13 protein-coding genes are annotated in these 13,277 nt (G+C 64.5%); 5 read left to right on the plus strand and 8 right to left on the minus strand.

The annotated features are described in order from the left end of the window. The 3 genes from EOA32_RS22560 to coxB form a co-directional block, all read right to left on the minus strand. Nucleotides 1-697, minus strand: a 697-nt coding sequence (locus EOA32_RS22560) for a heme o synthase (protein WP_128372929.1), incomplete at its 3' end; no start/stop codon positions are given. A gap of 69 nt (nt 698-766) precedes the next feature. Next, the gene (gene ctaD, locus EOA32_RS22565) at nt 767-2,416 is read right to left on the minus strand and encodes a cytochrome c oxidase subunit I (RefSeq protein WP_066998019.1); all 1,650 of its coding nucleotides are present in this window, start codon (nt 2,414-2,416) and stop codon (nt 767-769) included. A 38-nt stretch (nt 2,417-2,454) separates the two neighbouring features. Continuing rightward, nucleotides 2,455-3,327 (minus strand): cytochrome c oxidase subunit II, encoded by an 873-nt coding sequence (gene coxB / locus EOA32_RS22570; protein ID WP_245299655.1) that lies wholly within the window; start codon nt 3,325-3,327, stop codon nt 2,455-2,457. A 339-nt stretch (nt 3,328-3,666) separates the two neighbouring features. Here coxB and EOA32_RS22575 point away from each other — a divergent pair, with 339 nt between their 5' ends. The 4 genes from EOA32_RS22575 (at nt 3,667) to EOA32_RS22595 (ending at nt 6,949) form a co-directional block, all read left to right on the plus strand. Next, nucleotides 3,667-4,200, plus strand: coding sequence for an invasion associated locus B family protein (locus EOA32_RS22575; RefSeq protein WP_066998026.1), 534 nt, complete (start codon nt 3,667-3,669; stop codon nt 4,198-4,200). Nucleotides 4,201-4,331: 131 nt separating this feature from the next. Then, nucleotides 4,332-5,744, plus strand: coding sequence for a metalloprotease TldD (gene tldD / locus EOA32_RS22580; protein ID WP_095777984.1), 1,413 nt, complete (start codon nt 4,332-4,334; stop codon nt 5,742-5,744). Between the two features lie 79 nt (nt 5,745-5,823). Further along, nucleotides 5,824-6,099, plus strand: a complete 276-nt coding sequence (locus EOA32_RS22585; protein ID WP_128372930.1) for an AbrB/MazE/SpoVT family DNA-binding domain-containing protein — start codon at nt 5,824-5,826, stop codon at nt 6,097-6,099. Nucleotides 6,100-6,355: 256 nt separating this feature from the next. Continuing rightward, the gene (locus EOA32_RS22595) at nt 6,356-6,949 is read left to right on the plus strand and encodes a transglutaminase-like cysteine peptidase (protein WP_245299657.1); all 594 of its coding nucleotides are present in this window, start codon (nt 6,356-6,358) and stop codon (nt 6,947-6,949) included. 126 nt (nt 6,950-7,075) lie between these two features. Here the strand turns inward: EOA32_RS22595 and EOA32_RS22600 are convergent, their stop codons facing one another. The 3 genes from EOA32_RS22600 to EOA32_RS22610 form a co-directional block, all read right to left on the minus strand. Continuing rightward, nucleotides 7,076-9,781, minus strand: a complete 2,706-nt coding sequence (locus tag EOA32_RS22600) for a caspase domain-containing protein (RefSeq protein WP_245499358.1) — start codon at nt 9,779-9,781, stop codon at nt 7,076-7,078. A gap of 142 nt (nt 9,782-9,923) precedes the next feature. Next, nucleotides 9,924-11,165, minus strand: a complete 1,242-nt coding sequence (locus EOA32_RS22605; protein ID WP_128372931.1) for a class I SAM-dependent RNA methyltransferase — start codon at nt 11,163-11,165, stop codon at nt 9,924-9,926. Further along, entirely contained in the window at nt 11,162-11,935 is a 774-nt protein-coding gene (locus tag EOA32_RS22610; RefSeq protein ID WP_128372932.1) for a TlyA family RNA methyltransferase, read from the minus strand. The genes EOA32_RS22605 and EOA32_RS22610 overlap by 4 nt, the downstream gene beginning before the upstream one ends. A gap of 114 nt (nt 11,936-12,049) precedes the next feature. Here EOA32_RS22610 and EOA32_RS22615 point away from each other — a divergent pair, with 114 nt between their 5' ends. Beyond that, nucleotides 12,050-12,451, plus strand: a complete 402-nt coding sequence (locus EOA32_RS22615) for a GFA family protein (RefSeq protein ID WP_128372933.1) — start codon at nt 12,050-12,052, stop codon at nt 12,449-12,451. Here EOA32_RS22615 and EOA32_RS22620 read toward each other — a convergent pair. Next, on the minus strand, nt 12,448-12,732 hold the full coding sequence (locus EOA32_RS22620) for a hypothetical protein (protein WP_128372934.1): 285 nt from the start codon (nt 12,730-12,732) through the stop codon (nt 12,448-12,450). The two genes, EOA32_RS22615 and EOA32_RS22620, sit on opposite strands and share 4 nt — an antisense overlap. 150 nt (nt 12,733-12,882) lie before the next feature. Next, a partial coding sequence (locus EOA32_RS22625; RefSeq protein ID WP_281015284.1) for a transketolase C-terminal domain-containing protein occupies nt 12,883-13,277 on the minus strand: 395 nt, incomplete at its 5' end.

Raw genomic sequence — 13,277 nt, forward strand, 5'->3', positions numbered from 1 at the left:
GGATCAGCGCGTAGGCAAAGATCTGGCGGCGGGTCGAGGCGTGTCCGGCGACGTTCGGCATCATCGGAATGCCGGCGCGGGCGTAGTCGTCCGACTTGAACAGCGCCAGCGCCCAGAAATGCGGCGGAGTCCAAAGGAAAATGATCAGGAAAAGAATCAGGCTTTCGAGGCTGACCGATCCGGTCACCGCCGCCCAGCCGATCACCGGCGGGATGGCGCCGGCGGCGCCGCCGATGACGATGTTCTGCGGCGTCCAGCGCTTCAGCCACATCGTGTAGATGACGGCGTAGAAGAAGATGGTGAAGGCAAGAAGCGCCGCCGACAGCCAGTTGATGAGCACGCCCAGCGTCATCACCGACAGCGCGGAGAGCACGAGGCCGAAGCTCAGCGCCTCACCCGGCGTGACGCGCCCGGCCGGCACCGGACGGCTCGCTGTCCTGGTCATCACCGCGTCGATATCGGCGTCGTACCACATGTTGAGAGCGCCCGAGGCGCCGGCGCCGATGGCAATCGCCAGGATCGCGATCACCGCCAGCAGCGGATTGATGGCGACCGGCGCCGCGACCATGCCGACAAAGGCCGTGAAGACGACCAGCGACATCACGCGCGGCTTGAGGAGGGCGAAGAAATCGCCCGCGGTGGCTTCCGACATGCGAAAGCCAACTTCCTCCATCAATTTGTGGTCGGCAAGGGCCATGCGTACTTAAAGTCCATCATTCCGTTGGCCAGGACCGCCGGGCGAGCCGGCGGTCCTGTATCTGCGGCCTTACTTGATCTTCGGCAGCTGTTCCCACTGGTGGAACGGCGGCGGCGACGGCAGCTGCCATTCGAGCGTGGTGGCACCCTCGCCCCACGGATTGGCGCCCGCGACGCGCTTCTTCTGGAAGGCCTCGAACACGCCATAGAGGAAGATCGCAACGCCGACGGCGGCGATGTAGGAGCCGTAGGACGAGATCATGTTCCAGCCGGCAAACGCATCCGGATAGTCGACAGTGCGGCGCGGCATGCCAGCAAGGCCGAGGAAGTGCTGCGGGAAGAAGATCAGGTTGACGCCGACGAAGGTGACCCAGAAGTGGGTGTTGGCGATCACCGGCGAGTACATGTAGCCGGTCATCTTCGGGAACCAGTAGTACCAGCCGGCGAAGATGGCGAACACGGCGCCCAGCGACAGCACGTAGTGGAAGTGGGCGATCACGAAATAGGTGTCGTGCAGCGAGCGGTCGAGGCCGGCATTTGCCAGCTGAACGCCGGTGACGCCACCGATCGTGAACAGGAAGATGAAGCCCAGCGCCCACAGCATCGGCGGCTTGAAGGAGATCGAGCCGCCCCACATCGTGGCGATCCAGGAGAAGATCTTCACGCCCGTCGGAACCGCGATGACCATGGTGGCGAACACGAAATAGCGCTGCGTGTCGAGCGACAGGCCGGTCGTGTACATGTGGTGCGCCCAGACGATGAAGCCGACGGCGCCGATCGCGACCATGGCGTAGGCCATGCCGAGATAGCCGAAGACCGGCTTCTTCGAGAAGGTCGAGACGATGTGGCTAACGATGCCGAAGCCCGGCAGGATCAGGATGTACACCTCGGGATGGCCGAAGAACCAGAACAGGTGCTGGAAGAGCAGCGGGTCGCCGCCCTGGTCCGGCACGAAGAAGGCGGTGCCGAAGTTGCGATCGGTGAGCAGCATGGTGATGGCGCCCGCCAGAACCGGCAGCGACAAGAGCAGCAGGAAGGCCGTGATCAGCACCGCCCAGGCGAACAGCGGCATCTTGTGCATGGTCATGCCAGGCGCGCGCATGTTGAAGATGGTGGTGATGAAATTGATCGCACCGAGAATCGACGAGGCGCCGGCGATGTGGAGCGACAGAATCGCAAGGTCCATTGCGGGGCCCGGCTGGCCGGATGTCGAGAGCGGCGGATAGATCGTCCAGCCGCCGCCGACGCCGAAGGCGCCGGGCGCGCTCGGTACGAACATCGAGCCGAGCAGCAGGAGGAAGGCCGGCGGCAGCAGCCAGAAGGAGATGTTGTTCATGCGCGGGAAGGCCATGTCCGGCGCGCCGATCATGATCGGCACCATCCAGTTGGCGAAGCCGCCGATGAGCGCCGGCATCACCATGAAGAAGATCATGATCAGGCCGTGCGCGGCGCCGAAGGCATTGTACATGCTCTTGCCGCCGTCGATGGCGGCATCACCCTGCATGCCGTAGACCATCTGCGCCAGACCGCTGAAGATCTGGATGCCCGGCTCCTGCAGCTCCATGCGGATGGCGACCGAAAGCGCGCCGCCGATAATCCCGGCCATGATCGCGAAGATCAGGTAGAGCGTGCCGATGTCCTTGTGGTTGGTCGAGTAGACCCAGCGGACCCAGCCATGCGGCCTGTGGTCGTGGTGGTCGTGAGCTGCAGCCTCTGCCATATTCCGCTCCGTTCCCTAATTCTTGCTAACCCGCGGCGTCAGTTGCCGGCGGCCGCTACCTTGTTGGTACCATCGATCTCGGCCATCAGCGCCTTGTTGGCGGCGGGCACGTCGGTCTTGGCCGTCTCCAGCCAGGTCTTGAACTGCGCGTCGGAGACGACGCGAACCGCGATCGGCATAAAGGCGTGATCCTTGCCGCAGAGCTGCGAGCACTGGCCGTAATAGAGGCCTTCCTTCTCCGCCTTGAACCAGGTCTCGTTGGTGCGGCCGGGCACGGCATCCATCTTGATGCCGAAGGACGGCACGGCGAAGGAGTGGATGACGTCAGTGGCGGTGATCAGCACGCGGGTCATGGTGTTGACCGGCACCACCAGCTCATTGTCGACGGCGAGCAGGCGCGGATAGAGGTTGCGGTCTTCCTTGCCGGCCTTGGCGCGGTCACCGTCCTGAAGGATCGCCGAGTTGAAGGAGAAGCTCTTGTCGACCTGGTATTCGTAGTCCCAATTCCATTGGTTCCCGGTCGCCTTGACGGTCAGCTTGGCTTCTTCCGGCGGGGTATACTGCGCGGTGAGCAGTTGGAACGAGGGGATGGCGATGAGCAGCAGCACGATGACCGGGCCGACGGTCCAGATCACCTCGATCAGCGTGTTGTGGCTGGTCCGGGAAGGAACCGGGTTGGCGCTCGCGCGGAACCGCAGGATGACATAGGCGAGCAGGACCAGCACCAGCAGGGTGATGACCACGATGAATACGAAGGTGTAGTTTCCGAACCATTCGATTTGCCGCATCATGTCGGTCGCAGGCGCCTGGAAGGCGGTTTCCCATGGCCGCGGCTGATCCGCATAGGCGGATGCGCTGGAGAGGAGCGTGCCCGCGGCCGCAGCACCTGCCAGAAGTCTGGCGCTTGCCATGAATTTTCTCATCGCCCTCTCGTCTCCCACTTCCTGCAATCGGATCGCACCAATAACGAACGACGCCGGGATGGGGAATCCCGGTCTGTCCCTAAGGTGGTTCAAACCATACTCTATTTCCCTCCGCAAGGAAGGAGCGGGCGAAACCGTGCGGCATTTTTGCGCGCAGCCCGAAGGGCATCCCCGACCATCGCCGCCCCCGCGCCGGGTGGTCGCAATTCGGGCGAATTTGCTCTGGAAAAGCGCGTAATTGCCGGTATCTCGGCGGGCTGGCGACGGTCTCGTCCTTTACTTGGCCTTGGCGCAGCTTAAAGTGCCGTGATTCGCAATGGAGCCGTTATGACTTCCTGGCTTTCGAGACCCTTGGCGAAGGTTATCTTCCTTGCCGCCTCGCTTAGCGCCAGCGTGGCGAACGCCGCGCCGCCGCAGACCGCGGCGCCGCCCAGCGGCACGGTCAAGTCGACGCATGGCGCGTGGTCGATCATCTGCGACACGCCGGCCGGCGCGACCTCCGAGCAATGCGTGATGATGCAGAACGTCGTCGCCGAGGACCGTCCGGAGATGGGGCTTTCCGTCGTGGTGCTGCGCACCGCCGACAACAAGGCGGAGATCCTGCGGGTGCTGGCACCGCTCGGCGTGCTCCTGCCCAACGGGCTCGGCCTCAATGTCGACGGCAAGGACATCGGCCGCGCCTATTTCGTGCGCTGCTTCCAGGACGGCTGCTACGCGGAAGTGATCCTCGAGAAGCCACTGCTCGACACGCTGAAGAACGGCACGTCGGCCACCTTCATCGTGTTCCAGACGCCGGAGGAAGGCATCGGCATTCCGGTCGATCTGAAGGGATTCGCCGAAGGCTTCTCGGCTCTGCCCTAAGTCCAGCGGCGGCAACGCGGCCGCCAGTCGGCTCGGGGCGATGACGATCGCGTGTGAAGGCCGGCGATTGTCTTGACCTCACTTCGCCCCTACATCGGGGGAATGCGAAACCGCCAGCGGACAGCCCTGCCATGAACAGCCTGATCGGCCAATTCGACATTTCCGACGACCGCGTCAAAGAGATCGTCGCCGATACCATCAAAGGCGCCGACGACGGCGAACTGTTCCTCGAATACAGCGAGAACGAAGCGCTGATGTTCGACAACGGCCGGCTGAAGACGGCGAATTTCAACACCGACCAGGGTTTCGGGCTGCGCGCCGTCGCCGGCGAGGCGAGCGGCTATGCCCATTCGAGCGACCTGTCGGAAGCCTCGCTGCTGCGCGCCGCCGATGCCGTCTCCGCGGTCAAGGGCGGCTATTCCGGAATGCTTGCCGCAGCGCCCGCGCGCACCAATCGCCACCTTTACGGCGACGAGAATCCCATCCCCTCGCCCAGTTTCGAGGCCAAGGCGAAGCTGTTGCAGGAGATCGACGCCTGGCTGCGCGCCGCCGATCCGCGCGTGCGCCAGGTGACGGCTTCGCTCGCCGCCTCGTGGCAGCATGTCGAGATCGTGCGCGGCGACGGCCAGGTGGTGCGCGATATCCGCCCGCTGGTCAGGATGAACGTCTCGGTGGTGGTCGGCGATGGCGACCGCCAGGAGAGCGGCTCCTACGGAATGGGCGGCCGCAAGAGCTTTGGCGAGTTCCTCACCGAGGAGAGTTGGAAGCACGCCGCGCGCGAGGCGCTGCGACAGGCGCTGGTCAATCTCGAGGCCGTTCCGGCGCCGGCAGGCACATTCGACATCGTGCTTTCCAGCGGCTGGCCGGGCGTGATGCTGCACGAGGCTGTCGGCCATGGCCTCGAGGGCGACTTCAACCGCAAGAAAACATCCGCCTTCGCCGGCCTGATGGGCAGCCAAGTAGCGGCAAAGGGCGTCACCGTCGTCGATGACGGCACCATCGCCGAGCGGCGCGGCTCGCTTACCGTGGACGACGAAGGCACGCCTTCGGCGCGCAATGTGCTGATCGAGGACGGCAAGCTGGTCGGCTACATGCAGGACCGCCAGAATGCGCGGCTGATGGGCATGAAGGCGACCGGCAACGGCCGGCGCGAAGGCTATGCCCACCAGCCGATGCCGCGCATGACCAACACCTACATGACCTCGGGCGATACCGCGCCGGAAGAGATCATCGCCTCGGTCAAGAACGGCATCTATGCCGTCTCTTTCGGCGGCGGACAGGTCGACATCACCTCAGGCAAGTTCGTGTTCGGCTGCACCGAGGCCTACATGATCGAGGACGGCAAGGTGACGCAGCCGATCAAGGGCGCAATGCTGATCGGCAACGGGCCCGACGCCATGCACCGCGTCACCATGGTCGGCAACGACATGAAACTCGACAACGGCATCGGCATGTGCGGCAAGGCCGGACAGGGCGTGCCGGTCGGGGTCGGCCAGCCGCATCTGAGGATGAACCAGATGACGGTGGGCGGCACCAGGGTTTGAGCACGCTCAATCCGGCAGGTTTGAATAGCACTCCGCCGCTTGAGTATCTTACCTGTGTCTTACATGGGGTAAGCTTGCGATGGCTGGTGCCGAAAAACTCATAACCACCGTCTCGACCAAGGGACAAGTGATCCTCCCCAGCGTGATCCGGAAACGGAGGGACTGGGGTGCCGGCACACGTCTGCAGGTCGAAGACACACCAGACGGTGTTCTTCTGAAGCAAGTGCCGGCCTTCACCCCGACGCGACCGGAAGACGTGGTTGGCCTGCTGCCGCACCGCGGCAAGCAGAAGACGCTTGAAGAGATGAACGCGAGTGTCCTTGCCGAAGCGCGGCGGCGCCATGCTCGCAATTGATCCCAACCTTGTCGTCAGATACCTGACGAACGACCATCCTGAACGGTCACCTCGATCCGGCCGGAAAGCTCACACCTAGCTACCCGCCGGAGCGCGAACACAATCGTGTTAGCAGATTATTAATTGTTCAATTGCTTTGGCCGACGCTTCCGACTTAACTATCAGCAGTCTTCTCGTTGCGGTGGTGTTGGCAGTGCTGCGTTCCCCTGGCGTCCTGACCTCTTCATTCCTCCTTGGCCTTTGCTCATTGATCGGAGTGACGTCGCTTTGCGTCGACACGGCGGCGGCGCAGTCGACATTGTTCAAGCGGCCATCGAGTCCGGTCGACCTGCGCTCCGCCGCAGTGGGAGGACGTACCAGCGTCCCTTATGGCTGGATCGATTTCTGCCACCGCCGGCCGAAAGAGTGCAAAGTGCCTGCCCTGCAGCCGGCGAACGTCAAGCTGACCGCGCAGAACATGCGAACCCTCAAGCGCATAAACCAGAAGGCGAACCGCGCCATCAAGCCCGTCAGCAACTTTGATCACTGGGGCACGATGATGGACCACTGGGACTATCCGGTGGACGGCAAGGGCGACTGCAAGATCTACGCGCTCTACAAGCGCAAGCTTCTCATGGAAGCGGGATTTCCCCGCCAGGCGCTGCTGATGACGGTGGTGCGCGACCTGAACAACGAAGGCCACACCATCCTGACCGTGAAGACCGACAAGGGCGATCTCGTGCTCGACAATCTGGTCGACGAAGTCCGGCCCTGGAACGCGACCGGCTATTATTTCCTGAAGCGCCAGTCGCAGCAGAACCCGAATATCTGGGTATCGATCAATCAGCGCGGCGGCACGCCGAAAACCTGACGGATGCCGCCAGGCTCAACCGAGCGGCCTCGACAGCCGATACGCGCAGACCGGCGCCTCTGCCTTGCACGTTCATGGCCGAAAAATCGGCTCGCAAAGATAAGGCGCAGGCTCGACCGCGCCAACCTACTGGTTGCAGGCCGGCTCGCCCTGCTGTCCGCAAGAGAGCTTCTTCTTGGGCTGCGGCTTCTCTCGGGGGACACTCCGCTCTTGCATCCGCGGCCTCGGCTGCGAACGGAATTCCGGGCGAGGCTCCGATCTCTGCCGCCGCAGCACCTGCTCGTTAGGCCTTTCCTGCCTGAACTGGCGCTGCGCATTGTCGTTCGGCCTATTGACCTTGAAGTTGCGCTGGACGGTGACATCCCGGCCGGCGGAACCTTCTTCGTTCTGCAGCCGGCGCAACGTCCTGCGCCTGTCGTTCCCGCTGGTTGAGCCCTGATTCTCGTCGGAGAACACGGTCGGATTGTTCCTCCTGAGCCGCTTCTGCACGGCCGGTCCATTGTCGGTTGGCCCACCACTAACGCTCGGCAGTCTGCGGAACTTCTTGCTCTTGGCCGAGCCCTGGTTGTCATCGGAGAACATTTCGGGGGTGTTCTTTCTGAGCCGCTCGCGCACGCTCGGCCGGTTCTCGGCCGGCATCCGGTTGACGGTAGGCAGCTTGCGGACCTTCCTGCCCTCGTCGCTCGCGGCGGCCGAACCTTGTTCGTTCGGTTCGACCACGGACTGGCCTGCGGACAAATCCTTGCGCGTCAGCTTCCTCGGCTTGCCACCGTTCCGTTCGGAGGAAGCCTTGGGATTGTTCTGCCTCAACTTCTCCTGCGCGCTCTGCCCGTTGTCGGCCGGCATGCCGTTGACGGCGGGCAGGTTGCGGAGCTTTTTACCCCTCTTCCGATCTGTGTCCAGCTTCCCGGTCCGGTCAGGACCGGCATTTCCGATCGCCTCTTGGTTGCCGCCCGAGACGCCTTGCCTGCCAGGTTGCCTCTTCAACTTGTTGCCGGGCAAGTTCTGGCCGTCGGGCGCCGGCTTGCCGTTGACCAGCGGCAGCCTCTTGCCATCGGCTCCGGGCAAAGCGTGATCGGTTGAGAGCTTGCCGGTTCTGGACGAGGTCTCCGGCGAGGTGTCAGGCTGCTCGCGCTGGATAACACGCTGACCAGGCTTCGGCGGCAGGGCGCCCTGTTGCTGCTGATCGGATGTGGCCTGACGGAACTTGGCCGCCCTCTTCTGCAGAAGCGGCGGCAGGGGAACCTTGGCCGCCAGCGCATCGGCACGGCCACCAACGGCGCCTTCCATCGTCTTCTGGGCTGTACGGCGGTCAAGCCGAACACCGGCGCTCGGCTGCGCAGCCCGGTCGATGGTCTCGTTTTTGATCGTCGTGTTGATGGTGTTGATGACCGTCGTGTTGTGGATGTTGTTGAAGATGATGGCGTTCGGCGGCGGCACGACGTGGCGCGGCGGGTTGATGAATCCGGGGATCGGCACGAATACCGGCGTCGGCAGGACGAACACTTCGATCGGCGGCGGAGGTGGCGGAAGCACGATGAAATCCGGCGGCGGCGGCGGCAGGAAGATCACCGTGATCGACGGCGGCGGTTCGAAGTCGAAATCGGGATCGTCGAAATAGAGCACCGGACGGTCGATATAGATGATTTCCTCCTCCGGCGGCGGCGGCAAATCATACTCATAGACGGTGAACTCCTCCGGCGGCTCCAGAGCAGCGTCGAAATGTTCGAGCCGCCGTCGTGCGTCCCAGGCATGCGGACCACGCGGATAGCGCCGCAGATAAGACCAGTAGGCTTCCGGCGTGTCCTCCAGCCAGGTCTCGCGCCAGGTGATCGCCTCGCGCCGCGCAGCGACAATGGCGCGCACGCGCTTAGCCATCGGATCGTGTGGATAGGCGGCGAGGAAATCCTCGTAGCCGCGCATCGTGTCGCGGTCGAGAGCCGCGATATAAGCGTCACGAGCGTCGAAATCCTGGATCGCCCTGGTCCGATTGGAGCGGGATTCGGCCTCCGAAACCTTGGGCGCGGGCGCGTCCGCGGCACGGTCGAAGAAGACGAAAGGCGCGGTGATCTTCGAGGCATGCCACGGAACTTCCGCGCCTTGCGTCATCTCGTTGACGCGCAGCCGCGTGCGGTCGAACACCTCGTCAAGCGACAACCCGCCCTCGCGTATCATTTCGGCGAGCGCCTGAGCATAGGCGCCGTAAGGGCCCTTGCCTTCCGGCGCGACCGTTCCCGGAGCCGCGTTGAACGCAATCAGCATGTTCGGGTCGGGATCGACAAGCGCGAGACCACCGGCCAGGGGCTGGCTCATCTTGGGCAAGGCATCAGGCCGCGCCGCGTCGAGCACGACGATGTTTACCTTCGTCGGCAATCCGGCCAACGACCGGGTGACATCGGAGAACCGCATTGCCTGAAGCGGCACGTCGGCTGGACTGGCGATCTGGGCATCGACCGGAAGAAAGTAGTTCTCCCCCTCGAACTGCACGCCGTGGCCGGCAAGATAGACGAAGACGACCGCGTCGGGACCGGCGGCGGAAACCTTGCCGAGAAAATCGCGCAGCGCGCCGCGCAGCGAGTCCTGATCGACATCGCGCGCGCCGACGACGTCGAACCCTGCCGCCTGCAGGGTCTGCGCGATCAGGCCGGCGTCATTGGCGGCAGTCGCGAGCTCGCCGGACTGATAGGCGCCGTTGCCGATGACGAAGGCGAGACGTTTTTGCTCTTGCGCGAGCGCACCGGTCGCGGACGCGGCGCCAAAAGCGATGAGAACGATGAGGCTGAGCAATTTTAGAAGCGTCTGCATGGCAATGCGCTGTCCGTTATCCGCCATCCGCCATCCGCTTATTTCAGTAACGCCGAAAGAGCAGGAATGTTTCCCTAACAGCGCAAAACTAAGACCTCCAAGAAGGCGGCTTTAGGGCGCAAATTTCGGAAAAGAGAGGCTTCAGTTTCTTGCGAACCGGCTTAGCGGACTACCGGCGCCGCTTCGGCTTCTCCAGCAGCGCGACGGCCTCGACATGCGGCGACCACAGGAACTGGTCGATCGGCGTCACGCTCTTCAGTTGATAGCCGCCGTCGATGAGGATGCGCAGATCCCGCGCCAGCGTCGTCGGATTGCAGGAGACGGCCGCGACCAGCGGCACGTCTGAGCGGGCGATCTGCTTGGACTGATCCTCCGCGCCGGCGCGCGGCGGATCGAAGACGAGGCCGTCGAAGCCGCTCAACTCCTTGAAGGTCAGCGGCCTGCGGAAGAGGTCGCGACGCTCGCTGGTCACGCGCTTCAAGCCGCTGGCGAAGCGGGAGGCACGGTCGAGCGCGGCAAGCGCCGGGGCGTCTCCCTCCACGGCGTGGACCTCCGACTTCGCCGCCAGCCGGAGCGCGAAGCTGCCGCAGCCGGCGAACAGGTCGGCGACCTTCTTGGCACGCGACAGGTGCCGGCAGACGAGACCGGCCATCGTCTGCTCGGCGGCCTCCGTCGCCTGAAGAAAGGCGCCGGGCGGCAGGGCGACGGCGACCGAGCCAAACTGCACCACCGGCTTCTTCGGCTCCACGATCACCTCGCCGTCGATCGAAAGCCTCGCCAAGCCCGCGGCCATCACGAAATTGGAAGCGATGCGGCGCTGGTTTTCGCCGAGCTTGCCCGCGTCATGGACGGCGACATCGAGGCCGGACGCCGTGGCGGTGACGGTCATGTGGAAGGCTTTCGGCGTCGCGCAGACCAGTCCTGCCAGCCTTCGCAAAGGATCGAGCGCATCAACGATTGCCGGCAGCGAGATCGGGCATTCCTCGATAGGAATGATCTCGGAGGAGAGCGCGCGCACGAAGCCGAGCAGCATGCCGGCCTCGGTGCGCCGAGCGCTGAAGACGACGCGGCGGCGCGTGTGCGGCGCGCAAGGCACCAGCGCGTCGATCTGACCAGCGATGCCCTTGATCTTGAGCGCCTGCACCACCCGTTCGCGTTTCCACTGCCGGTAGCCGTCGGCCTCGAAATGCTGCAACGCGCAGCCGCCGCATTCGGTGAAGTGTCGGCAGGGCGGATCAACCCTACGCGGTGAAGCCTCAACAACCGACATCAGCGTCGCGCGGTCCTTCTGGCGCGCGGCGGTGACCGTCTCGCCAGGCAGCGTGAACGGGATGAAGACCTCGCCGCCATCGGCACCGGCGATGCCGTCGCCCTGCGAACCGAGCCTTGTGATGGTGAAGCGCGCGCTCATGGCGATGCCGCGTCCTTGATCGCGGCGAGCAGGAACTCGCGGTTGCCGTCGCCGCCCTCGATCGGCGATGGATGCAGCCCGAGCACGCGCCAGCCCGGCATGCCGGCAAGCCAGTCGCGCAAACCGGCGGCGATGCTCTCGGCGTCGCTCGGGTCCTTGAGCAGCCCGCCCTTGCCGATCGCCTCACGCCCCGCCTCGAATTGCGGCTTGACGAGAAGCAGCGCCCTGGCGCCCTCGCCCGCCAAGGCCAGCGCCGGCGGCAGCGCCAGCTTCAGCGAGATGAAGCTGACATCGCAGACCAGGAAGTCCGGAACGCGGTCGCCAATATCGGCGGCGGTCAGGTCCCGCGCATTCAGCTCTTCAATGACCGTGACCCGCCGATCGGCGGCAATTTCCGGGTTCATCTGGCCGTGACCGACATCGATCGCCGTGACATGGGTAGCGCCACGCTCGAGCAGCACCTGGGTGAAGCCGCCGGTCGAGGCGCCGATATCGAGCGCCTCATGCCCAGAGGGATCGAGGCCGAAATGGTCGAGGCCGGCAATCAGCTTCAGCGCCGCGCGCGACACATACGCCTGCGCCGGATCGTCGACGGCAACGACGCAGTGTGGCGCCACGGGCTGGCCCGGCTTGCGGGCGACTGCGCCGTCGACGGTGACGGTGCCGCGTTCGATCGCGTCGCGGGCGCGGGAACGGCTGGCGAACAGGCCACGTGCGACGAGCAGTTCGTCGAGACGCGGACGCGCGCTGGCGGGCAGAGAGGAACTCATCGGCCTTCATTGGCGAAAGCCGGCGGCGAAGGCAATGGCAGCCCTGTTGAATATGGCGCGGAGCACGGCAGAATGCCGGCGCCGAAAGTCCGCTCACCCGGTCGAGGAAGAGCCATGCTGAAGGGAACATGCCATTGCGGCGCTGCGCACTGGACGCTGGAAGGCGATCCGGGATCGATCACCGCCTGCAACTGCACGCTTTGCCGCCGCTACGGCACGCTCTGGGCCTATGACTATGTCGACGAGCGTATCCGCATCGCAGGTCCGACGAGCTCCTACAGGAGGGTCGAGGTGGCCGAGTCCGCGCTGGAAATCCTGTTCTGTCCGAAATGCGCCTGTGTGCTCGCCTGGCGCGGGTTGCGCCCCGGCTCGAGCGGCCGCACTCGCATCGCCGTCAATGTCAGGCTGGCCCCGCCGGAGGCGGTCGCCGACCTGCCGATCGAGCATTTCGACGGCCTCGAAACGTTCGACGACCTGCCGCGCGACGGCCGCTGCGTGCGCGATATGTGGTTTTAGAAAATAGTCCGCGAGACCGGGCGCTCGACCGCCGGCATCAGGCCGTCATTGTTGGAGGCCTGCTCGCGCGGCTCAGCCGGAGCTGGCGCCGTCGGCGCGGCTTCCGGCAGCACCACCAGTTGGGGAGCCTGCTTGTAGGAAAAGCCGCCGCGGATGTTGCCCATCTTGCCGGCGACGATGTCCATCACCGCCTTTTCGAGGTTGCGGTCGTAACGCGTTTCGGCTGCCACCGGCGCGGCCATGGCACCCAGCAGGGCCATGCCGCAAAGGAACGATTTCATTGTTCTTATCCCCTGCCTAGGATCAGGGTCTTAGCAGGGCGCCGGTTGAAAATCGGCCAAAAGACAAGGTAACCGAACGGCCAAATGAAAACCTAAACAAACAGTTGCAGCCGCAGCCGGCAAACTCAATCGGAGAGCTGAGTTTTCGATTCAGGCGCGCTGCGCCTGCATTCCATGGCCGAGTGCGGCGAAGACCGTCCGCACGATGCCGGTCGTGTCGAGGCCCGCGTCGGCATACATCTTCTCAGGCTTGGCGTGATCGGTGAACTCGTCCGGCAAGACCAGCGGGCGCACCTTGAGACCGTTTTCCAACAGGCCTTCATGGGCAAGGAAATGCAGCACCTGGCTGGCGAAGCCGCCGACCGCGCCCTCCTCTACCGTCACGAGAACCTCATGCGAGCGCGCCAGGCGGCGGATGAGATCCTCGTCCAGCGGCTTGGCGAAGCGAGCGTCGGCAACGGTGGTCGAAAGGCCTGCGGCGCCGAGCTCCTCGGCGGCCAGCAGGCAATCCTGCAGCCGCGTGCCGAACGAGAGCAGCGCCACCT

The organism is Mesorhizobium sp. M1A.F.Ca.ET.072.01.1.1 (genome assembly GCF_004023325.1).
In the GTDB taxonomy this organism is placed as follows: domain Bacteria; phylum Pseudomonadota; class Alphaproteobacteria; order Rhizobiales; family Rhizobiaceae; genus Mesorhizobium.

What these genes read in the sequence shown, in the direction of transcription:
- tldD (WP_095777984.1), top strand. Translation starts at nt 4,332, where the DNA reads ATGAACAGCCTGATCGGCCAATTCGACATTTCCGACGACCGCGTCAAA.
- EOA32_RS22585 (WP_128372930.1), top strand. Translation starts at nt 5,824, where the DNA reads ATGGCTGGTGCCGAAAAACTCATAACCACCGTCTCGACCAAGGGACAA.
- EOA32_RS22605 (WP_128372931.1), bottom strand. Translation starts at nt 11,165, where the DNA reads ATGAGCGCGCGCTTCACCATCACAAGGCTCGGTTCGCAGGGCGACGGC.
- ctaD (WP_066998019.1), bottom strand. Translation starts at nt 2,416, where the DNA reads ATGGCAGAGGCTGCAGCTCACGACCACCACGACCACAGGCCGCATGGC.
- EOA32_RS22615 (WP_128372933.1), top strand. Translation starts at nt 12,050, where the DNA reads ATGCTGAAGGGAACATGCCATTGCGGCGCTGCGCACTGGACGCTGGAA.
- EOA32_RS22620 (WP_128372934.1), bottom strand. Translation starts at nt 12,732, where the DNA reads ATGAAATCGTTCCTTTGCGGCATGGCCCTGCTGGGTGCCATGGCCGCG.
- EOA32_RS22610 (WP_128372932.1), bottom strand. Translation starts at nt 11,935, where the DNA reads ATGAGTTCCTCTCTGCCCGCCAGCGCGCGTCCGCGTCTCGACGAACTG.
- coxB (WP_245299655.1), bottom strand. Translation starts at nt 3,327, where the DNA reads ATGGCAAGCGCCAGACTTCTGGCAGGTGCTGCGGCCGCGGGCACGCTC.
- EOA32_RS22600 (WP_245499358.1), bottom strand. Translation starts at nt 9,781, where the DNA reads ATGGCGGATAACGGACAGCGCATTGCCATGCAGACGCTTCTAAAATTG.
- EOA32_RS22575 (WP_066998026.1), top strand. Translation starts at nt 3,667, where the DNA reads ATGACTTCCTGGCTTTCGAGACCCTTGGCGAAGGTTATCTTCCTTGCC.